This window comes from Lachnobacterium bovis DSM 14045, from assembly GCF_900107245.1.
Taxonomy (GTDB): Bacteria; Bacillota; Clostridia; order Lachnospirales; family Lachnospiraceae; genus Roseburia; species Roseburia bovis.
The window spans coordinates 86,958-109,036 of record NZ_FNPG01000008.1; the positions used below are offsets into that span (position 1 = coordinate 86,958).

At 33.1% G+C, this 22,079-nt stretch carries 16 protein-coding genes; 15 read left to right on the forward strand and 1 reads right to left on the reverse strand.

Going from position 1 to position 22,079, the window contains the following annotated elements; genetic code table 11:
- Positions 1–15 precede the first annotated feature (15 nt).
- From BLV79_RS04005 to carB, 11 genes are all read left to right on the forward strand, one after another.
- Positions 16–381: a DUF1667 domain-containing protein gene (locus tag BLV79_RS04005; protein ID WP_074716361.1), complete on the forward strand. Its 366-nt coding sequence runs from the start codon at positions 16–18 to the stop codon at positions 379–381.
- 219 nt (positions 382–600) lie between these two features.
- On the forward strand, positions 601–2,577 hold the full coding sequence (gene uvrB, locus BLV79_RS04010; protein ID WP_074716362.1) for an excinuclease ABC subunit UvrB: 1,977 nt from the start codon (positions 601–603) through the stop codon (positions 2,575–2,577).
- Between the two features lie 24 nt (positions 2,578–2,601).
- Positions 2,602–5,445 carry an excinuclease ABC subunit UvrA gene (uvrA, locus tag BLV79_RS04015; RefSeq protein ID WP_074716363.1) on the forward strand — a complete coding sequence of 948 codons (2,844 nt, stop codon included), beginning with the start codon at positions 2,602–2,604 and terminating at the stop codon, positions 5,443–5,445.
- Positions 5,446–5,804: 359 nt separating this feature from the next.
- The gene (mreB, locus tag BLV79_RS04020) at positions 5,805–6,791 is read left to right on the forward strand and encodes a rod shape-determining protein (RefSeq protein WP_022748438.1); all 987 of its coding nucleotides are present in this window, start codon (positions 5,805–5,807) and stop codon (positions 6,789–6,791) included.
- Positions 6,792–7,121: 330 nt separating this feature from the next.
- Positions 7,122–7,925, forward strand: a complete 804-nt coding sequence (locus BLV79_RS04025; protein WP_074716364.1) for a flagellar hook-basal body protein — start codon at positions 7,122–7,124, stop codon at positions 7,923–7,925.
- Positions 7,926–7,970: 45 nt separating this feature from the next.
- Positions 7,971–8,789, forward strand: coding sequence for a flagellar hook-basal body protein (locus tag BLV79_RS04030; protein ID WP_074716365.1), 819 nt, complete (start codon positions 7,971–7,973; stop codon positions 8,787–8,789).
- Positions 8,790–8,804: 15 nt separating this feature from the next.
- Positions 8,805–9,170, forward strand: a complete 366-nt coding sequence (locus tag BLV79_RS04035) for a hypothetical protein (protein WP_074716366.1) — start codon at positions 8,805–8,807, stop codon at positions 9,168–9,170.
- A gap of 87 nt (positions 9,171–9,257) precedes the next feature.
- Positions 9,258–11,483, forward strand: a complete 2,226-nt coding sequence (gene recD2 / locus BLV79_RS04040) for an SF1B family DNA helicase RecD2 (RefSeq protein WP_074716367.1) — start codon at positions 9,258–9,260, stop codon at positions 11,481–11,483.
- Positions 11,464–12,048 (forward strand): GNAT family N-acetyltransferase, encoded by a 585-nt coding sequence (locus BLV79_RS04045; RefSeq protein WP_074716368.1) that lies wholly within the window; start codon positions 11,464–11,466, stop codon positions 12,046–12,048. Before recD2 ends, BLV79_RS04045 begins: the two co-directional genes overlap by 20 nt.
- Before the next feature lie 248 nt (positions 12,049–12,296).
- On the forward strand, positions 12,297–13,367 hold the full coding sequence (locus BLV79_RS04050; protein ID WP_074716369.1) for a carbamoyl phosphate synthase small subunit: 1,071 nt from the start codon (positions 12,297–12,299) through the stop codon (positions 13,365–13,367).
- The gene (gene carB, locus BLV79_RS04055; RefSeq protein WP_074716371.1) at positions 13,367–16,570 is read left to right on the forward strand and encodes a carbamoyl-phosphate synthase large subunit; all 3,204 of its coding nucleotides are present in this window, start codon (positions 13,367–13,369) and stop codon (positions 16,568–16,570) included. The genes BLV79_RS04050 and carB overlap by 1 nt, the downstream gene beginning before the upstream one ends.
- Before the next feature lie 156 nt (positions 16,571–16,726).
- On the opposite strand, the gene BLV79_RS04060 is transcribed toward carB, so the two are convergent.
- Positions 16,727–17,875 (reverse strand): HD-GYP domain-containing protein, encoded by a 1,149-nt coding sequence (locus BLV79_RS04060; RefSeq protein ID WP_074716373.1) that lies wholly within the window; start codon positions 17,873–17,875, stop codon positions 16,727–16,729.
- Between the two features lie 196 nt (positions 17,876–18,071).
- Between BLV79_RS04060 and BLV79_RS04065 the strand changes: the two genes are divergently transcribed.
- From BLV79_RS04065 to BLV79_RS04075, 4 genes are all read left to right on the forward strand, one after another.
- Complete coding sequence (locus BLV79_RS04065) at positions 18,072–19,220, forward strand: cell wall hydrolase (protein WP_074716375.1); 1,149 nt, start codon at positions 18,072–18,074, stop codon at positions 19,218–19,220.
- A 140-nt stretch (positions 19,221–19,360) separates the two neighbouring features.
- Positions 19,361–20,374 carry a hypothetical protein gene (locus tag BLV79_RS04070; protein ID WP_074716377.1) on the forward strand — a complete coding sequence of 338 codons (1,014 nt, stop codon included), beginning with the start codon at positions 19,361–19,363 and terminating at the stop codon, positions 20,372–20,374.
- Between the two features lie 157 nt (positions 20,375–20,531).
- Positions 20,532–20,657, forward strand: a complete 126-nt coding sequence (locus BLV79_RS13160; RefSeq protein ID WP_278320454.1) for a hypothetical protein — start codon at positions 20,532–20,534, stop codon at positions 20,655–20,657.
- A 142-nt stretch (positions 20,658–20,799) separates the two neighbouring features.
- Positions 20,800–21,993 carry an acetyl-CoA C-acetyltransferase gene (locus BLV79_RS04075; protein ID WP_074716378.1) on the forward strand — a complete coding sequence of 398 codons (1,194 nt, stop codon included), beginning with the start codon at positions 20,800–20,802 and terminating at the stop codon, positions 21,991–21,993.
- Positions 21,994–22,079: the final 86 nt, after the last annotated feature.

Consider the following 22,079-nt stretch of genomic DNA (forward strand, 5'->3'; position numbering starts at 1 on the left):
GGGAGAAAAAATGCTATGGAAAAGAGAGAATTAACTTGCATTGGATGCCCAATGGGCTGTCAAATTACAGTTGAATTAGATGAAAAAGAGGTAAAATCAGTCCAAGGTAACACCTGTGCAATAGGAGATAAATATGCAAGAAACGAAGTGATAAATCCAGAGAGAACTGTAACTTCAACGATTGTTGTTTTAGAAGGTGATAAACCAAGAGTTTCAGTAAAAACCAAAAGCAATATACCAAAATCACGAATAATGGATTGCATGAAGGAAATTGATTCTGCAAGAGTAAAAGCTCCTGTTAAAATAGGAGATATACTTATAAAGAATGTTTGTGATACGGGAGTTGATATAGTTGCAACAAGAAATATAGAAAAGTTATAAACACTGTAGAATATCAATGAGATGTACTGACCCCCAAAAGTTTGAACAAAAACTAACGATTGGAGGTCGGTACAAGATATTTCTACAGTGTTTTTCTAATGAAATAATCAGCTGTTACAGGTATTAACGAGTAGTAGTCTAAGCTACCGCAAACTATTGTTCGTAAATGTTATATGTGCTATACTGAACCTAAATATGATTTCGGAGGGTGATTAAGAGATGGATTTTAAATTGCATTCAAAATACAAGCCTACAGGGGACCAACCGCAGGCAATCGAACAATTAGTTAAAGGGTTTAAAGAGGGAAATCAATTTCAAACTCTTTTGGGTGTAACTGGTTCTGGAAAGACATTTACAATGGCAAATGTGATAGAACAATTGAACAAACCAACCTTAATTATTTCTCATAATAAAACGCTTGCCGGACAGTTATATGGCGAGATGAAAGAATTTTTTCCAGAAAATTCAGTAGAATATTTTGTATCATATTATGATTATTACCAACCAGAAGCTTATGTTCCACAGTCCGATACCTATATTGCAAAGGATTCAGCAGTTAATGATGAAATAGATAAACTTAGATTGTCAGCAACGGCTGCATTAGCAGAACGAAAAGATGTAATAATTGTTGCATCAGTTTCGTGCATTTATGGAATTGGTAGTCCGGATGATTATATGAATATGATGGTATCTTTGCGTGAAGGAATGGAAAAAGATAGAGATGACGTAATAAAAGAATTAATAAACATACAGTATACAAGAAACGAAATGGATTTTAAAAGGAGTACATTTAGAGTTCATGGAGATGTACTTGAAATTTTTCCGGCAGACGCAACGGATACAGCAATACGAGTTGAGTTCTTTGGAGATGAAATAGATAGAATAACAGAAGTGGATGTTTTGACAGGAGAGATTAAAGCAGTGTTGAAACATGCTGCAGTTTTTCCAGCTTCACATTATGTAGTTCCTATGCAAAAGATGTTAGTTGCTTGTGATAAAATTGAACAAGAAATGCAAGAACGTGTTAAATTTTTTAAGGGAGAAGATAAATTAATTGAAGCTCAAAGAATAGCAGAAAGAACTAATTTTGATGTGGAAATGATGAAAGAAACGGGCTTTTGTAGTGGGATTGAGAATTATTCACGTCACTTAGCAGGTAGAAAAGAAGGCGAAATGCCAGAAACTCTAATGGATTACTTCCCAGATGATTTTTTGATAATAGTTGATGAGTCACATATTACAATACCACAGGTTAGAGGAATGTATGCTGGAGATAGATCAAGAAAACAGACACTTGTTGATTATGGTTTTCGTTTACCATCGGCACTTGATAATAGACCTTTAAATTTTGAAGAATTTGAGAGCAAGATAAGTCAAATGTTATTTGTGTCAGCTACGCCAAATGTTTATGAAAAAGAACATGAATTGTTTAGAGCTGAACAGATTATTAGGCCAACAGGTCTATTAGATCCAGAAATTTCGGTACGTCCGGTCGAGGGCCAGATAGATGATTTGATTTCTGAAGTAAATAAAGAAGTTGCCAATAAGCATAAAGTTTTGATAACGACTCTTACAAAGAGAATGGCGGAAGATTTAACACAATATATGACAGAAGTTGGAATAAGGGTTAAATATTTACATTCAGATATTGATACTCTTGAAAGAGCAGAAATAATAAGAGATTTAAGACTAGATGTTTTTGATGTTTTAGTTGGAATTAACCTTTTAAGAGAAGGATTAGATATTCCAGAAATTACGTTGGTAGCTATATTAGATGCAGATAAAGAAGGTTTTTTACGTTCAGAAACATCACTTATTCAAACGATTGGTAGAGCTGCTAGAAACAGTGAAGGACATGTAATAATGTATGCGGATAAAATCACTGATTCGATGAGAGTTGCCATTGATGAAACAGAACGAAGACGAAAAATACAAATGGCATATAATAAAGAACATAACATTACGCCGATGACTATAAAAAAAGAAGTAAGAGATTTAATCTCGATTTCTAAGAGAGTGGCCGCAGAAGAACTTAATTTTTCAAAGGATCCTGAATCAATGGATGATAAAGAACTTGAAAAATTAATAGCAGATATCAAAAAGAAAATGAAAAAGGCAGCAGCAGAATTGAATTTTGAGGCAGCAGCAGAATACAGAGATCAGATTGTAAAATTAAAAAAGATGCTAAATTCATAACTCAGAACATAGGAAGGAAAGAAAATGAGTAAACCAAAATTAATAAAAATAAGAGGAGCCAAAGAACACAATTTAAAAAATATAAGTGTTGATATTCCAAGAGATGAGTTTGTGGTTTTTACAGGCTTGTCTGGTTCAGGAAAATCATCACTTGCATTTGATACAATATATGCAGAAGGCCAGCGAAGATATATGGAGTCGCTTTCTTCATATGCAAGACAATTCTTAGGTCAAATGGAAAAGCCCAATGTAGAAAAAATAGAGGGATTGCCACCAGCTATTTCAATTGATCAAAAAACAACTAACAGAAATCCACGTTCAACAGTTGGAACAGTAACAGAAATCTATGATTATTTTAGGCTGTTATATGCAAGAATTGGTGTTGTTCATTGTCCAAAATGTGGCAGAGAAATAAAAAAACAGACAATTGATCAGATGGTAGATTCAGTTATGCAATTGCCAGAAAGAAGTAAAATTCAATTATTGGCACCAGTGGTACGTGGTAGAAAAGGAACCCATCAGAAATTACTTGAAAAAGCCAAAAAAAGTGGATACGTTAGAGTGATAGTAGATGGTTCATTATATGATTTATCAGAAGTTATTGAACTTGAAAAGAATAAAAAACACGACATTTCAATTGTAGTAGATAGATTAGTTGTAAAAGAAGGAATTGAAAAAAGATTAACAGATTCACTAGAAACTGTTTTTCATTTAACAGAATCAATTGCAGTAGTTGAAGTTCTTGGAGGAAAAGATGGTGAAAATATATATCTTAATTTTTCTCAGAATTTTGCGTGCCCAGATTGCGGAATAAGTATTGATGAGGTTGAACCAAGAAGCTTTTCATTTAATAATCCATTTGGTGCATGTCCAACATGTTACGGCTTAGGATATAAAATGGAATTTGATGAAGATTTAATGATTCCGGATAAAAATTTGTCGTTTAGTGAAGGGGCAGTTCAAGTAATGGGATGGCAGTCGTCAAACGATCCTAAAAGTTACTCCTATGCAACATTGAAAGCTTTGTCAGAAGAATACGGTTTTTCGTTGGATACTCCATACAAGGACTTACCAGAAGAAATTAGAACAATGTTTATAAAAGGTGGAGACGGAAGAGTTTTAAAGGTTCACTACAAAGGCCAAAGAGGTGAAGGCGTTTATGATTTAGTATGGGAAGGGCTTGTTAATAATGTTGAAAAAAGATACAGAGAGACAAGTTCAGATGTTATGAAAGCTGAATACGAACAGTTTATGAGAATCACTCCTTGTAAAACTTGTAAAGGACAACGACTAAAAGAGTCTTCACTTGCTGTAACTGTAGGCGATAAGAATATTTATGAAATGACATGTCTTTCAATCAAAGATTTGGTTAAATATTTAGATGAATTACAATTAAACGAACAACAGAAATTGATAGGAAATCAGATTCTTAAAGAAATTAAAGCAAGAGTTGGTTTTTTAAAGGAAGTCGGACTAGATTATTTATCATTAGCTAGGACTGCAAGCACTTTATCAGGTGGAGAAGCCCAAAGAATAAGACTTGCAACACAGATAGGTTCTGGATTGGTTGGAGTCGCATATATTTTAGATGAGCCAAGTATAGGCTTGCATCAACGTGATAACGAAAAACTATTAAAGGCGCTTATGAATCTTAAAGATTTAGGTAATACGTTGATTGTTGTAGAACACGATGAAGATACCATGAAAGCAGCAGACTACATAGTTGATGTAGGACCTAAGGCAGGTGTTCATGGTGGAGAAATAGTGGCGACAGGTACATATGAGGACATTATTAATAATAAAGATTCAATAACTGGAGCGTATTTAAGTGGAAAAATAAAAATACCTGTTCCATCAGAAAGAAGAGAACCTACAGGCTGGATTACTGTAAAAGGAGCTCGTGAGAACAATTTAAAAAATATCGATGTTGATTTTCCACTTGGTGTACTTACCTGTGTAACTGGCGTCTCAGGTTCTGGAAAAAGTTCATTAACTAATGAAATTTTATATAAACACCTTGAAAAATCACTGAATCGTGCAAGAACTATAGCGGGTGATCACGATGGAATCGAAGGAATCGAGCAACTCGACAAAGTAATAGATATTGATCAGTCTCCTATAGGAAGAACACCACGTTCTAATCCTGCAACGTATACAGGAGTATTTGATATAATAAGAGATCTTTTTGCAGCAACAGCAGAAGCAAAAGCACGCGGATATAAAAAAGGAAGATTTAGTTTTAATGTAAAAGGTGGACGATGTGAAGCATGTCGTGGAGATGGAATATTAAAAATTGAAATGAGATTTTTACCAGATGTGTATGTTCCTTGCGAAGTCTGTGGTGGAAAAAAATACAATAGAGAAACGTTAGAGATAAAATATAAAGGAAAAAGTATTTATGATGTTTTAGATATGACAGTTGAAGAAGCATTGGAATTTTTCAAAAACGTACCAAGAATTCATTCGAAAATACAAACCCTTTATGATGTTGGTTTATCTTATATAAAATTAGGACAACCATCTACAGAATTATCAGGTGGAGAAGCCCAAAGAGTTAAGTTGGCAACTGAATTAAGTAAACGAAGTACCGGAAAAACGATATATATTCTTGATGAACCAACAACCGGTTTACATTTTGCAGATGTTCATAAATTGGTAGAAATTTTAAGAAAACTATCAGAGGGTGGAAATACTGTAATTGTTATTGAACATAATCTTGAAGTGATAAAGACGGCAGATTACATTATTGATATGGGACCTGAAGGCGGCGAAGGCGGCGGTCAGGTAGTGGCAACGGGTACCCCAGAAGAGATATGTAAAGTAGAGGAATCCTATACTGGACAATTTTTAAAGCCATATTTAAAATAATAGATTGAATAGTCGAGTGATAAGTTTGTTCAAATATGATAAAAGAGCTATCGTATATTTTGTAAATGTGAACAAATTTTAAAAATTCAAATAAATAAAAAAAATTATTTGAAAAAAAATTATAATCGTATATAATGGTTATTGTATATGTAAAATTGATAGCATAGATTTTCCGTATATAAGAAGAATGAGCACAGTAAAGACTGGCAATTAGTAAGAAAATGCATATTAAAGTAGATATAATTTATGTATGAGAGATATTGATAATATTTTGGTGTTGTTATAGGACAATGCAAACTTCTTAAAAATATATGGAATATATAAGATAAATTTGGATAAAGTTAGAAAGGGGCTATAAAATGGTCGGAACAGATATAGGAATTGATTTAGGAACAGCGAGTATTTTAGTATATGTAAAAGGAAAAGGCGTAGTTTTAAAAGAGCCTTCAGTAGTTGCAATAGATAGAAGTACTAGAAAGATTTTAAAATATGGTGAAGATGCCAGACTTATGATTGGTAGAACACCAGGTAATGTAGTTGCAACAAGACCATTAAGACAGGGTGTTATCTCAGATTATGATACAACAGAAAAAATGATTAAACATTTCATTCAAAAAGCTGTTGGAAAGAGATGCTTCCGTAAACCTAGAGTAGCAGTTTGTGTACCTTCTGCAATTACAGAAGTAGAGAGAAGAGCAGTAGAAGAAGCTACTTCAGAAGCAGGAGCAAGAGAAGTAAGAATTATAGCAGAACCAATTGCAGCTGCAATTGGAGCTGGTATTGATATTTCTAAACCATGTGGAAACATGATTGTAGATATCGGTGGTGGTACAGCTGATATTGCTGTAATTTCATTAGGAGAGTCAGTAGTAAGTACATCAATTAAGATTGCTGGTGATAACTTTGATGAAGCTATCGTTAGATATATGCGTAAGAAACATAACTTATTAATCGGTGAGAGAACAGCCGAGAACATCAAGGTTAAGATTGGTACTTGTTACCCACTTGCTGAACCTGAAACAATGGAGGTAAGAGGTCGTAACCTTGTTACAGGTCTTCCAAGAACAGTTACAGTAAGTTCAGAAGAAACAGAAGAAGCTTTAAGAGAAGCTACTTTAAATATCGTAGAAGCTGTACACACAGTATTAGAGAAAACTCCACCTGAATTAGCAGCTGACGTTGCTGATAGAGGTATCGTATTAACAGGTGGTGGAGCATTGCTTAGAGGCTTAGAGGAATTGATTGAGGATAGAACAGGTATCCACACAATGACTGCTGATGATCCAATGACATGTGTAGCTATCGGTACAGGTCAATACGTTGAATTATTAGGAGAGAAATTCTAATTTTTTCATAAAAAAGATTAAGTTTTTATAAAAGAAATTTCAGTATTATTAATACTATTTTATAATTGAATATTGAAAAGATGATAATTCCACCGGCTATGTTAATAGGCGGTGGGTTTGTTGTTGAATGAATGCCAAAATTGAGCTGATAAGGTTAGATATATGTACATAGGATAATTAATTTTTTTGTTTTGTGGCTCCGATATAGTAAGAAGATACAGTATAAATATAGTACTTAATATATAAGTATATGAATTATTTATTACATTTGTTGCTTATATAAATGGTTTGTTTATTTATAATTTATAATTTTATGTAAGGAGCTTCGAGATGGTAAAAGGACTTTATACTGCGCACATGGGTATGGTAAATGAGATGCGTCGATTAGATGTTATGGCCAATAATTTGGCTAATGCACAGACGACAGCTTACAAAAAAGAAGGCACTACTTCTAGAACATTCGCAGATGAAATGGCTGTTAAATTGAAAGATACATCAGAATATGCATTACCTAAAAAGATAGGTGAGATTACGTTTGGTGTGCATCTTGGACAGGTCTATACGGACTATGATCAGGGAAGCTTTATCATTACTAATAATGCTTCTGATTTTGCACTAGACGGAAAAGGCTTTTTTGCTATTGCATTTACCGACAAGAAAGGAAATACTTCGGTTAAGTATACAAGAGATGGAGCGTTTGTAGTTAATACAGAGGGTTATCTTATGACTAAGGATGGAGATTATGTATTAAATCAAGCAGGAGCTTCTACAGGTAATCCTTCTCCAAATAATTATATTAGAATAGATCCAAATGCTACATATGCTGTAAATACGTTAGGGCAGATTTATCAAAATGGACAAATGGTTGCAAATATAGGAGTAACTGATTTTGATAATTATGATTACTTAGAGAAATATGGAGAGAATTTGTATAATCTTGTTGATGGAGGTAATCACATTCAGACTACGGCGAAAGTTCGTCAGAGTACACTAGAAGCCTCTAATGTTAATGTAGTATCGGAGATGGTTAATATGATTACGATACAAAGAGCATATGAAGCTGGACAAAAGTTAATTGTAACAGAAGATTCTACTTTGGAAAAAGCATGTAATGAAGTTGGTAAGGTGTCTTAATTTAGCACTTGATTTCAAACGGATATCTGGTAAGGAGAAAAGCCTATGATGAGAGCATTATATACGGCTGCTAGTGGTATGATTGCTGAGCAGACAAACGTAGATACAATATCTAACAATTTAGCTAACGTTAATACAAATGGTTTTAAAACGGAGCGAACAGAGTTTAAATCACTTTTATATCAGACTCTTCAAACCAAAACAACAACTGCAAATGGAGACAATAAGCCAGTCGGCGCTCAAGTGGGGTTAGGTACTAGAGTGGCAGCTACAACGTCTATGTACACACAAGGAGCTATGTTGGCAAGTGAAAGCAAGACAGATTATTGTTTAGATGGTCAAGGTTTTTTTGCAGTAAGAGGAATTGATGGTCAAACATACTATACGAGGAATGGTAACTTTACTTGGAATACAACAGGTGATGGAAGAGTGATGCTGACTGATCATAGTGGTCAGGCAGTGCTTGATGCGGGCGGTAATCCAATTTATGTTCCAAATGGTGTGCCAGCTGATTCAATTGAAGTGTCACAGACAGGCAGATTTGCATATGTAAATCCGGATGGTTCTAAAGTCGATATGGGAATTTCATTTGGTGTATATCAGTTTAATAATCCGGCTGGTTTAGAGAAAATTTCGGATAGTTTGTTACAACAGACAGGTGCTTCGGGCCAACCACTTCAAGAAGGTGTGGTTCAAGGTCTAAAAACATCAAAAGTGTTGGCGAATTATTTAGAGGGTTCAAACGTTCAAGTTGCAGATGAGATGGTTAATCTTATCATAGCTCAAAGAGCATATGAATTAAATTCTAAAGCAATTACTACAGCGGATTCAATGCTTGATACAGCTAATAACCTGAAGAGATAAAGGGGGCAATGAAGTATGAATATTTCTAATATTTCAAATAGCTCAAATGCATCAATGTTGAGCACAGCTAATAATAGTTTGACCTCTTCGAACGTTGATAAGCTTGCTAATTCAGCAAAGAATATTTCCTCAGAATCTAGTGAACAAGAACTGAAGCAGGTTATAAAAGATTTTGAATCATATTTTGTTGAACAAATTTTAAAAGAAATGAAAAAAACATTCACAAATGATGAATCAGAAGATAAATCGATGTCTCAGTATAAAGATATGTTTATGGATAAGACTATTGAACTTTTAGCAGATGAAGTTGTTGATCAGATTGGTGAGAATTATACGAATCAGTTGTATGAACAGATGAAACGTAACTATGATATAAAATGATAGATTAGAGTTGCAAACTTCCTTTGGCGTAAGTCGAGGGAAGTTTTTTAAATGAAATAATTTGACTATTCGGAAAGGAAAAATTAATTGGAAACTATAAGTGGATATGTAGATCATATAATCTTTCGTAATGAAGAAAACGGATATACTGTATTAGTTTTAGTAAGTGATGGAGAAGAAGTGACTTGCGTTGGAATATTTACAGATATATCTGAAGGCGAAAATATAGAGTGTGTAGGTGAATTTATAAAACATTCTACTTACGGGGAACAATTTAAGACAACATCCTATGAACACAAGGATCCAGAAGATATCGTGAGTATAGAGCGATATCTTGGTTCTGGTGCAGTAAAAGGTTTAGGAAAGGCATTGGCTTCGAGAATAGTTAAAAAATTTAAAGAAGATACTTTTAGAATAATAGAAGAAGAACCAGAAAGATTAGCAGAAATAAAGGGTATTAGTCAGCAAAAGGCAATGGATATCGCAAATCAGATTAATGAGCGTAAAGATTTAAGAAGAGCGATGATTTATCTTCAAAAATATGGCATATCAACTCTTATGGCTGTAAAAATATATAAAACATATAAGCAGGATGTTTTTAAGATTTTAAAAGAAAATCCATATAAGTTATCAGAAGATATTGGAGGAATAGGTTTTAAAACAGCAGATTTAATTGCAAGTAAGATAGGAATTAAGCCTGATTCTGATTTTAGAGTTCAAAGTGGAGTATTATACACTTTACAGCAAGCTTCATTAGAGGGGCATACGTATCTTCCGTTTAATGAATTAATAGAACAGAGTATAAATGTTTTAAATGTTAGTCAGGAACAAATAGAAACCAATATCATGAACTTGGCCATAGAAAGAAAAATTGTTATTACAGACAAAAATGATGACAAACAAGTTTTTTATGCACCATATTACTACATGGAAGCTAATTCTGCGCGAATGCTAAAAGGGATAAATGATTATTACGAAGTATCAGAGATAGAGCTTGAAAAAGATTTAGAAGAAATCCAAAAGAAGACGAAGATGACTCTAGATGAAGCGCAAAAAGATGCAGTAAGAGCTGCAGCACGTAATGGCTTGTTGGTAATAACAGGTGGACCAGGTACAGGAAAAACAACTACAATTAATTCAATAATACAATATTTTGAGATGAATGGATTAGATATTTTTTTAGCGGCTCCAACGGGAAGAGCGGCAAAACGAATGAGTGAGACTACAGGATTTGAAGCAAAAACAATTCATCGAATGTTAGAATTAAATGGAGGAGTTGGGGGCGCTACAACGTTTGAAAAGAATTCAGATAATCCACTTGAAGCTGATGTGATTATAATTGATGAAATGTCGATGGTTGATATCAATCTTATGAATGCTTTGCTGAAGGCTATAATTCCAGGTCAGACGCGTTTGATTTTGGTTGGAGACGTTAGTCAGCTCCCTAGTGTTGGACCAGGCAGTGTTTTAAAAGATATAATTGATTCAAATTGTTTTAAAACAGTTGCTTTAACAAAGATTTTCAGACAGGCAAGTACTTCAGATATAATTGTTAATGCACATAAGATTAATGCAGGCGAAATGGTTCTGTTAGATAATAAGAGCAAAGATTTCTTTTTCTTGAAAAGATATGAGGCGGAAAAGATAATAAATGTTACACTTCAACTTATTATTCAAAAGCTTCCAAAATATGTTGATGCTACTTCGTATGATATACAGGTCCTTACGCCTATGAGAAAGGGATTATTAGGTGTTGAAAGATTAAATGGGATTTTGCAGGCTTATATTAATCCACAATCAGATAAAAAAAGTGAAAAAGAGCATAATGGTAGGATTTTTAGAGAAGGCGACAAAGTTATGCAAATGAAAAATAATTATCAAATGGAGTGGGAAATAAAATCAAAATATGGATTGGCAATAGATAAAGGAACAGGGATTTTTAATGGTGATGTTGGAAAAATAGAAAGAATCAACGAATACACAGACACAATGACTATTATTTTTGATGATAATAAAACAGTAGAATATCCGTATAAAATGCTAGATGAATTAGATTTAGCATACGCAATTACGATTCATAAATCACAAGGATCAGAGTATCCAGCTATCGTCATTCCGTTATTAACAGGACCATCAATGCTGATGAATCGAAATTTATTATATACAGCAGTTACTAGAGCAAAAAAATGTGTTACAATAGTTGGAAATGATAAAACTTTTGATATGATGGTTAAAAACGTGTCGCAACAAAAAAGATATAGTGGACTTATAGAGAGGTTGAAGGAGGATTTTTATGATAACAAGAAGATTTAATCCAAATGAAGCAAGGGTGGCTGTAAGATTTGCAAGAGATGTTTATCAATATACATTTAACCCTAATTTTGAAAGCGTTGTGAATAGAGATTATTTCTTGCAATATGCTAATGAAGATAGTTTTGAAAATCAAGTTATAAATGGCCAATTAACAATTTTTGGAACTTTAAATTCAGTTGGCGAAATAGTAGCAGTAATAGCGGTTGATATGTACAATTATGTTACAATGCTTATGGTTTCTCCAAATTATAATAATTTAGGTTTGGGAAAGAACCTATTAAACATGGCAGAAAAATTTGTGAAAAATCGTCCAGGAGATGGCTGTATAAAAATCAATTTAACCAGAATGAATTTAAAAAATTATTTTTTAGGGAAAAGATATTTAGAAGTAAAAAATGAAACTGGTGTAATGTATCCCTTTATTAGATTATATAAGCCATTAAATGTAACGCCAAATAATGTAGTATATGAAAAAAAAGAATTTAATCCAGCAATGTTTGGCGTTGGAACATTAATAATGTTTATCTCTATAATATTTGTTGCAATGTGTTCTGTATATTTATAGATTAAAAAACTAAGCTATACCTGAAATATAGGTGATAGTTTAGTTTTTTTATTATAGAATTTAAATTATAAGTATCATTAATAAAGTTATGAAAATAAATTCTAAAAATATGACTTGAAAAAAACCACATTGTGTGATAAGATTTTTACAATTTAAGTATGAACAAGAAAAATTTTTTAAGCAAAAAAAGAGATTCCCTCTTTTTTTTTGCCAAGATTTAGACAATGGAATGAAGGGCAGGGAAAGAAATGAAATCATTTTTGATACTTGAGGATGGAACTGTGTTCGAGGGACAAAATGTTGGCTCTACACAGGATGTAATTAGTGAGATAGTGTTTAATACCTCGATGACAGGATATTTAGAAGTTTTAACAGATCCGTCATACGCAGGCCAGGCAGTTGTGATGACATATCCTTTAATTGGTAATTATGGAATTACTCCTGATATGGAATCTAAAAAACCATGGCCAATGGGGTATGTAGTAAGGGAGTTGTCTAGAATTCCTAGTAATTTCCGTTCGGAAGGTACCATTCAGGACTTCCTGCAGAAAAATAATATTCATGGTATAACAGGTATTGATACTCGTGCATTGACTAAAATCCTTCGTGAAAAAGGTACAATGAACGGTTTATTTACAGTTAATGAAAATTATAATCTTGATGAAATTATTCCTAAATTAAAAGAATATCACACAGGTGATGTTGTTTCTAAAGTGACATGTAAAGAAAAATCTATTTTAAAAGGCAATGGAAAAAAAGTAGCTTTATTAGATCTTGGAGCCAAGAAAAATATTGCCAAATCTTTAAATGAACGTGGATGTGAAGTTGTTATTTATCCAGCACACACTACAGCCGAAGAAATCTTAAATTCTAATCCAGACGGAATTATGTTAAGTAATGGACCTGGAGATCCAAAAGATTGTAAAACAATTATTGAAGAAATTAAAAAATTATATAATTCTGACATTCCAATTTTTGCTATATGTTTAGGACATCAGCTTATGGCTCTAGCAACAGGTGCAGATACTCATAAGATGAAATATGGTCACAGAGGTGGCAATCATCCTGTAAAAGATTTAGCAACAGGAAGAGTATATATATCTTCTCAGAATCATGGATATGTTGTAGATACAGATACTTTAGATGAAAAAATTGCAAAACCTGCTTTTGTTAATGTAAACGACGGAACAAACGAAGGTTTAAGTTATGTAGGAAAAAATATTTTTACAGTTCAATTTCATCCAGAAGCTTGTCCAGGACCACAAGATTCATCATATTTATTTGATAGATTTATTGATATGATGGGAGGAGAAAAATAATGCCAAAGAATAATGCAATAAAAAAAGTTTTAGTTATAGGATCAGGCCCAATCGTTATTGGACAGGCTGCCGAATTTGATTATGCCGGAACACAGGCATGTAGATCACTTAAAGAAGAAGGAATCGAAGTTTGCTTAGTAAACTCAAATCCTGCTACAATCATGACAGATAAAGAGATTGCAGATCAGGTATACATTGAGCCACTTGATTTAAAAGTTTTAAAAGAAATAATTATAAAAGAAAAACCAGATAGTATTTTACCAACACTAGGTGGACAAGCAGGTTTAAACTTGGGTATGGAACTTGCTGAGTCAGGTTTTCTTGAAGAACATAATGTAAAATTAATTGGAACAACAGCTGAAACTATTTTCAAAGCAGAAGATAGACAAGCTTTTAAAGATACAATGGAAAAAATTGGTGAGCCAGTTGCAGCATCTTTAGTAGTAAAAAATGTTGAAGATGGTATTAAATTTACAAACACAATTGGTTACCCAGTAGTACTTCGTCCTGCCTTTACATTAGGAGGAAGCGGCGGTGGAATTGCTAATAATGAACAGGAACTTGTTGATATTTTGACAAACGGTTTACGATTGAGTCGTGTTGGAGAAGTTCTTGTAGAACGCTGTATCGCTGGATGGAAAGAAGTAGAGTACGAAGTTATGCGTGATGCAAACGGAAACTGTATAACAGTTTGTAACATGGAAAACATCGATCCAGTAGGTGTACATACAGGTGATTCAATTGTAGTTGCACCTTCACAGACTCTTTCAGATAAAGAATACCAGATGCTTAGAAGCTCTGCATTAAACATTATAGATGAGTTAAAAATTACAGGTGGATGTAACGTTCAGTACGCATTAAATCCGGATTCATTTGAGTATTGTGTAATCGAAGTTAACCCTCGTGTATCAAGATCATCTGCTCTTGCTTCAAAAGCAACAGGATATCCGATAGCTAAAGTTACAGCTAAAATTGCTTTAGGATACAATCTAGATGAAATTGAAAACGCAATCACAAAGAAAACATATGCAAGTTTTGAGCCAATGCTTGATTACTGTGTAGTTAAGATTCCAAGACTTCCATTTGATAAATTTATAACAGCTAAGAGAACACTTACAACTCAGATGAAGGCAACAGGTGAAGTTATGAGTATTTGTGATAACTTTGAAGGCGCCTTAATGAAAGCTATCAGATCACTTGAACAACATGTTGATTCAATGAGATCATATGATTTTACAAAGCTTTCAAAAGAAGAACTTTTAGAACAGTTAAAATTAGTTGATGATAGAAGAATTTGGGTAATTGCTGAAGCATTAAGAAAAGGAATCAGCTATGAACAAATTCATGAAATTACAAAAATTGATCTTTGGTTTATCGATAAAATTGCAATTCTTGTTGAAATGGAAAATAAATTAGAAAAAGAAGAATTGACAGTTGAACTTTTAAAAGAAGCAAAAAGAATTCAATTCCCAGATAATGTAATTGCTGAGTTAACTAAGATTGATGAAGAAAAAATCAGACAGATGCGTTATGATAACAACATTGTGGCAGCATTTAAGATGGTTGATACATGTGCAGCTGAATTCGAAGCTGAGACACCATACTACTATTCAGTATACGGTAGTGAAAACGAAGCAGTGGAGACAAAACCAGAGAAGAAAGTATTAGTACTAGGTTCAGGTCCAATTCGAATTGGTCAAGGAGTAGAATTTGATTACTGTTCAGTTCACTGTACATGGGCATTCGCAAAAGAAGGATGGGAAACTGTTATCGTAAACAATAACCCAGAGACAGTTTCAACTGACTTTGATATAGCGGATAAATTATATTTTGAACCATTAACAGCAGAAGATGTAGAAAGTATCGTAAACATCGAAAAACCAGACGGAGCAGTTGTTCAATTTGGTGGTCAGACAGCTATCAAATTAACAGAGGCGCTTATGAAAATGGGTGTAGAAATTCTTGGAACAAAAGCAGAAGATGTAGATGCTGCAGAAGATAGAGAACTTTTTGATGAAATACTTGAAAAGACACAGATTCCAAGAGCTGCAGGCGGAACAGTATTTACAGCAGATGAGGCTAAAGAAGTTGCAAATAGATTAGGCTACCCTGTATTAGTTCGTCCGTCATACGTTTTAGGTGGTCAAGGTATGCAGATTGCTTTCAATGACGAAGAAATCGAAGAATATATGGGTATCATTAATAGATATGCACAGGATCACCCAATTCTTGTAGATAAATACTTACAAGGAAAAGAAATCGAAGTTGATGCAGTTTGTGATGGAGAAGACATATTGATTCCAGGTATTATGGAACACATTGAAAGAACAGGTGTACACTCAGGTGATTCAATTTCTGTTTATCCAGCACCAACAATTACAGATAAGGTTAGAGATACGATTGTAGAATATACAAAACGTTTAGCAAAAGCCTTACACGTAAAAGGATTGATAAATATTCAGTTTATTGATATGGATGATGAGGTTTATGTAATCGAAGTTAACCCTCGTTCATCAAGAACTGTACCATATATCAGTAAAGTAACAGGTATACCAATTGTAGATTTAGCTACAAAAGTTATTTTAGGAGAGACAATCAAGAGTTTAGGTTATGAGCCAGGATTAGCACCAACAGCAGATTATATTGCAATTAAGATGCCAGTATTCTCATTTGAAAAATTAAGAGGAGCTGAGATTTCACTTGGACCAGAAATGAAATCTACAGGTGAGTGTTTAGGTATTGCAAAAGACTTTAATGAAGCATTATATAAAGCATTCTTAGGTGCAGGTGTTGTTTTACCAAAACATAAACAAATGATTATGACAGTAAAAGATGCTGACAAAGAAGAAGCAGTAGGAGTTGCAAGAAGATTTGCAAATTTAGGATATAAGATTTACGCAACAAGAAGTACTGCAAAATATTTAAATGATAATGGTATTGAGGCACTTAGAATCAATAAGATTTCTCAGGAATCACCAAACGTTATGGATTTGATTTTAGGACACAAGATTGATTTGGTAATCGATACTCCAACACAAGGTGGAGATAAATCAAGAGATGGATTCTTAATTAGACGAAACGCTATTGAGACAGGTGTCAACTGTTTAACATCACTTGATACAGCTAATGCATTAGCAAGAGCAATGGAAACTGCAAATGGAAAATTAACACCAGTTGATATTGCAAAAGTAAAAAATGCCTAAGAACCTAAAGCTTACGTAAAAAGGACTATACTAAAAATGTACTAAAAATGTACTAAAAATATATGTGCCGACCCTAAAGGTTAGTTAAAAACTAACGATTAGAGGTCGGCATTATTTTATCTGCGAATGTATCGAAAAATGGTTAAAATAAATTGTTCAACTAGATCTTTTAAATTTACTAAGCATAGAATTTAGATAAGGATCAGATTGAAACTGTTTTAAGGTATCATCATCAAATTTTATTCTATTATCCATGGTTTTCATAGAGTCGTAAATTTGAATATATTTATATGTCCTAGGATCGTTTAAATCGTATATTTTGTTATCTATAAGTCTTAAAATAACTGGCTTCATAAAATTTTCATTATTTTCTTCAAGAACAATAGCTGCATCTCCGGTAGTTAAATCAATACAAGCTCCTTTTGGCATAATATGAATAACTTTAGATAGAGCATCAACAATTTTTTTGCTATATTTGTTTTGTTCTGCGTATAAGAATTTCATTGCAGTGACATCAGATAAAGGTGTATGATTAATATTCATAGCAGTTAATTGATCAAATGCGTTAGCAACTTTTAAAATATTAGATAAGTATTCATTCATTTTTGAAGGCTTAGGTTTGATTTTATCATTGCTTGTAGAAAGAATGTAATATTCTACTAAATCAATGGCATCAATCGGGAAAAGTAATTTTTTATCTTGTTGCTTTAAATAATCAAGCCCTTTTTCCATGGAGATCTGTATTAATTCTTTATCGTTGGCACTCAGCCAGGTCCCTTTTCTAGCAATGTTGTCAGGAATAAAAAGATTACCAAAATTAGATAAAAATGCTGCAGAAATAAGAGTTTTTTGGTATCTATAATCTAATTTTAAATATTTAGATATTAATGCACACAAAATTGCTACACTCACCCCATGCTTATAAACATAATCATCAGGGGAGCGCATATTTTGTACAAAATTGATAGGATGATTCAAAGAACCATAAATCTTAATAATTTGTTCAACAAGTGGATTAAATTTATCGGAGAGTTTCCCATTTTTTAAATTATCAAGAGATTCCTTGTAACTAAAAACAAAAACAGTTTGATTTTTTTCAAATTCTATATCTTCAGCAGATAGTGGTGGAACGGGTTCTGCCGGTTCTAAAATATAAACTCCAATTAAGCCAAAATTTGAAATACTACTAATAATTGTAGAAGTTATTTTTGAGTCTCTTTCATATAACAAAACACCGGTTTTATTATAAATAGGTTTTGCAAGTCGCATATTTGGTGTTAAATTTTCAGAACGAACAAACAGCACTATTGATTCCTCCTTCTACAAATGTATTGTATAAAATTCTTTTTAGCTTGGTTGAAACAAAACATACAATCTGTTATTATATTATTTGAATAATTTATTTTAAGAATACACGAGTTACATTGTATTTATCGGCTGTTTTTTAAAATGAATGAAAAAGTAACTTGAAATTTAGGCTAGAAAGAAAGATAGGTAGGGAATGAGAAAAAAATTAATCACATCATTACTAATGTTAAGCATAGTTTGCAGTTGTAACGTTAATGTTGTAAGTATCAACGCTGCAGGCATGGGATCAGTTTCTAAAGATGAGTTAATTAAACAGAAACAAGAATCAGATAAAAAAGCTAAGGAATTAGAACAGCAGAAGAATCAGCATAAACAGCAACTAGATGGTTCTAATAATCAGATGGCAAAAGTGTCTGATTCAATCAAGAATACTAATGATAAAATATCTAAAGTTCAAAAAGATATTAATGATACCCAAAAAAAATTAGAAAAAGCTAAAGAAGATGCTAAAGAAAGATATGAGCAGATGAAATATCGTATCAAATATATATATGAGAATTCATCTTCGAATACTATCTCAGAATTGCTATATGCTAAAAACATGTCCGAATTTTTGGATAAAATGCAATTTGCGGCAGATATTTATGATTTTGATAAGAAAGCAATAGAAGAATATAAACAAGAGCTTTCTAAAATAAACGGTTATCAAGAAAAATTAAAGAAAGATCAGGAAACATTAAGGAAACAGCAATCAGCTTTAAAACAACAGGAGTCTCAACTTAACGAGAACATAAAAAATCAACAAAACAATCTTCAAAATGCACAAAATGCATATAATAGTCAAGTTAATCAATCAAAAGAACTTGATAAAAAGATTAAAGATATGGAAGCTTACGAGAAGAAACTTGAAGAAGAAAGAGCTAAAGAGGTTGCAAAAGCACAGCAGAAAAATCCTAATCCGCAACCTTCTGGCACACCTATCACAAGTGGACCTACACAGGTAAGTTCTTCAGAAGAAGTTTTACTTGGAGCAATTATTCAATGTGAAGCTGGAGGAGAACCGTATGCAGGTAAGTTAGCGGTTGGAAGTGTAATTATCAATCGTGTGCATAGCCCTAGATTCCCAAATTCATTAACAGGAGTAATTTATCAAAGTGGTCAATTTACACCTGCAAGAAGTGGAAGACTAGCACTTGTTTTACAAAGTGGCAGGGTAGATGCAAGCTGTATGCAAGCGGCAAGAGAAGTATTAGCAGGCAAAATAACGATAAACTGTCTGTATTTTTGCATGAATTACGGTGGGGTTAAAGGCACTGTGATTGGTAATCAAGTCTTTTATTAATTTTTATACTAAATGATTTAAACATTGATTTAAAAAAAATCAAATGTTTGCTATAAAGATATTTGTATCACCTCCGATAATCTATATGACTATTATTATTTTTTTACGGAGTAGTCATGTAATTAAAGGAGGTGATATGTATGTATAGCACTACAATTCGTTCAAACAATCTTCATAATGACACACACTACATAGTGACTCCCCAAAATAATAAAAAACAGAATAGAAAAAATAATGAACCGTTGAAATCAATTGCTGCTGATGATATTAGGGGTATTGTTGACAGAAATGTTGAAAGCAGGAAAAACAATGCTAGGCGTCAAGCATGGAAGCTGGTATCAGATGCCTGGAAGAAAGATGAAGATTTGCAGAAATCTAAACGAAAGGTTTCAGATGAAATGAAATCTAAGAGAACAGAAATAAATGACGAAAACGAGATAATAAAAGAAATAAAGGAACAAAAAGAAGCTTTAAAGAAAGAATATGGCATTGAAGACGATTCGGAAGAACAAAAGACATTAAATCTGTTGTGCAAATACCAAAATAATATGCATGGATTAGCGAATGATTCTTTTTCTGAAGAAGAAAGAGAAAAACTAAAAAATATAAATACAGCTGATTTGACAGAGTATCAGAAAAGAATTTTAACCTTGAATTCAAAAGAGATAGTTTCGAAAACAAAAATAGGAGATAACAAGAAAATTCTTGAAGTATATACACACGTTAGAAGAGACCTTATTCAAACAGAGCTTAAGAGCCAGAATATGGTAAAAGCTTCTAGAGCATCGGATGAAATTAAAGAATTGGCAAATAAGGATTTAGTTTCTTTTCTAGTTAGCGAAGTAAAAAACAAGATAGATGAAGAGAATAAAGAAAAACAAAAAGAGATACAAGAATCAAAAGAGAAAAAGATTGAAGAACAAAGAAATTCTACTAATATGAAAGACAAGTCAAGAGAATTAAGAGATGAGAAGGAAAAAGAAGACGTTATTTTTAATTCATCAAATGCTATGAAACAAATTAGTAGTATTGAAGGACAAAAAAATGAAAACAAGAGAATGAGTGAAATTCAGATACAGATAGAAGGCGTATTAAAAGAAAATCAGATTTTGAACGAAGATTTAAAGGGAATAGAAATTGATTTAAATTATTAAGATAAATAGGTGCTCAGAGTCACTTAATGATTCGGGCACCTATTTTTTTGAGAACAAAGTTGTATATTGTATACAAGAAACTAAATAAATTTACTGTATACTATGGTGCAAAATGAAAAAACGAAAAAAACGAAATTCCACAAAATCAACAAAAAATATGAAGAAAGTGCAAAGAAACTATAAAAAACAAACAAACAGTGAAAACGTTTTAGTGATTAAATCACCTTCGAATGATAAAAAATTAACAAATATTAGTGCAAAAATTTGCCAAAAAGCTATTTAATAAAAACCAAAAAGCTATGTCAAGCCATTATTATCTGATAATTTAAATTGATTTTGGGCCTAGAATGTGGTAAAATTCAATTGTTAAAAAATTAACAGCAGAACAAAAATTATGGTATATGACGTTAAAAGGAGAAGAGAACATGGCAAAGAAAGTTGTAATTGCAGGCGCTTGTCGTACTGCTATCGGAAAAATGGGTGGACAGTTTGCTTCAGTCCCAGCTGTAGATTTAGGAGCAGCAGTTATCAAAGAAGCATTAAATAGAGCAGGTGTTAAACCTGAACAAGTAGATGAAGTTAAAATGGGTTGCGTAATTCAAGCTGGTCTTGGACAAAACGTTGCAAGACAGGCTGCCATCAAAGCAGGACTTCCAGTTGAAGTTCCAGCAATCACATTAAATGTTGTTTGTGGTTCTGGCTTAAAATGTGTAAACGAAGCAGCAAATATGATTATGGCTGGTCAAGCTGATATCGTAGTAGCTGGTGGAATGGAGTCTATGTCTCGCGCACCTTTTGCATTAGATAAAGCACGTTTTGGTTACCGTATGAACAACGGTAAATTAATTGATACAATGATTAATGATGCATTATGGGATGCTTTCAATCAGTATCACATGATGATTACAGCCGAAAATGTTGCAGAACAGTATGGAATTACTCGTGAAGAGTTAGATCAATTCTCAGCAAATAGCCAGCAGAAATGTGAAAAAGCTATGGCTGAAGGAAAATTCAAAGATGAAATTGTACCTTACGTTATTCACGATCGTAAGAAGGGTGATATTGTTATTGATACAGATGAAGGACCTCGTGCAGGAACAACAGCTGAGTCATTAGCAAAATTAAAATGTTGTTCGGGCAAAGAAGGCGGCTTAATTACAGCTGGTAATGCTTCAGGTATCAATGATGGTGCAGCAGCAGTTGTTGTTATGTCTGAAGAAAAAGCAAAAGAACTTGGTGTTACACCAATGGCTACATTCGTTGGAGGAGCAATGGGTGGTGTAGATCCATCAATCATGGGTGTTGGACCTGTTGCAGCTGTTAAGAATGTAATGAAGAGAACAGGATTAACAGTTGATGATATGGACTTAATCGAAGCAAACGAAGCATTTGCAGCTCAATCAGTTGCAGTAGCTCGCGATTTAGGATTTGACATGAATAAAGTAAATGTAAACGGTGGCGCTATTGCATTAGGACATCCAGTTGGAGCATCAGGTTGCCGTATTTTAGTAACATTACTTCATGAAATGCAGAAGAGACAAGATGCTAAGAAAGGCCTTGCAACATTATGTATCGGTGGCGGAATGGGTTGCGCTACTGTTGTTGAAAAATACAACTAATATATTTAATTAAAAAAGAAAGTTTTGTGGTACATCTATTTGTATCACAAAACTTTTGACTGAAGAAGAAAACATTACCAAAATTT

Excerpts from the sequence above, each read along its gene's own strand:
- BLV79_RS13160 (WP_278320454.1), top strand. The coding sequence starts at position 20,532 with ATGAAGAAAGTGCAAAGAAACTATAAAAAACAAACAAACAGTGAAAAC.
- carB (WP_074716371.1), top strand. The coding sequence starts at position 13,367 with ATGCCAAAGAATAATGCAATAAAAAAAGTTTTAGTTATAGGATCAGGC.
- BLV79_RS04030 (WP_074716365.1), top strand. The coding sequence starts at position 7,971 with ATGATGAGAGCATTATATACGGCTGCTAGTGGTATGATTGCTGAGCAG.
- BLV79_RS04025 (WP_074716364.1), top strand. The coding sequence starts at position 7,122 with ATGGTAAAAGGACTTTATACTGCGCACATGGGTATGGTAAATGAGATG.
- BLV79_RS04070 (WP_074716377.1), top strand. The coding sequence starts at position 19,361 with ATGTATAGCACTACAATTCGTTCAAACAATCTTCATAATGACACACAC.
- uvrA (WP_074716363.1), top strand. The coding sequence starts at position 2,602 with ATGAGTAAACCAAAATTAATAAAAATAAGAGGAGCCAAAGAACACAAT.
- BLV79_RS04045 (WP_074716368.1), top strand. The coding sequence starts at position 11,464 with ATGATAACAAGAAGATTTAATCCAAATGAAGCAAGGGTGGCTGTAAGA.
- BLV79_RS04050 (WP_074716369.1), top strand. The coding sequence starts at position 12,297 with ATGAAATCATTTTTGATACTTGAGGATGGAACTGTGTTCGAGGGACAA.
- BLV79_RS04075 (WP_074716378.1), top strand. The coding sequence starts at position 20,800 with ATGGCAAAGAAAGTTGTAATTGCAGGCGCTTGTCGTACTGCTATCGGA.
- BLV79_RS04035 (WP_074716366.1), top strand. The coding sequence starts at position 8,805 with ATGAATATTTCTAATATTTCAAATAGCTCAAATGCATCAATGTTGAGC.
- BLV79_RS04005 (WP_074716361.1), top strand. The coding sequence starts at position 16 with ATGGAAAAGAGAGAATTAACTTGCATTGGATGCCCAATGGGCTGTCAA.
- mreB (WP_022748438.1), top strand. The coding sequence starts at position 5,805 with ATGGTCGGAACAGATATAGGAATTGATTTAGGAACAGCGAGTATTTTA.
- BLV79_RS04065 (WP_074716375.1), top strand. The coding sequence starts at position 18,072 with ATGAGAAAAAAATTAATCACATCATTACTAATGTTAAGCATAGTTTGC.
- uvrB (WP_074716362.1), top strand. The coding sequence starts at position 601 with ATGGATTTTAAATTGCATTCAAAATACAAGCCTACAGGGGACCAACCG.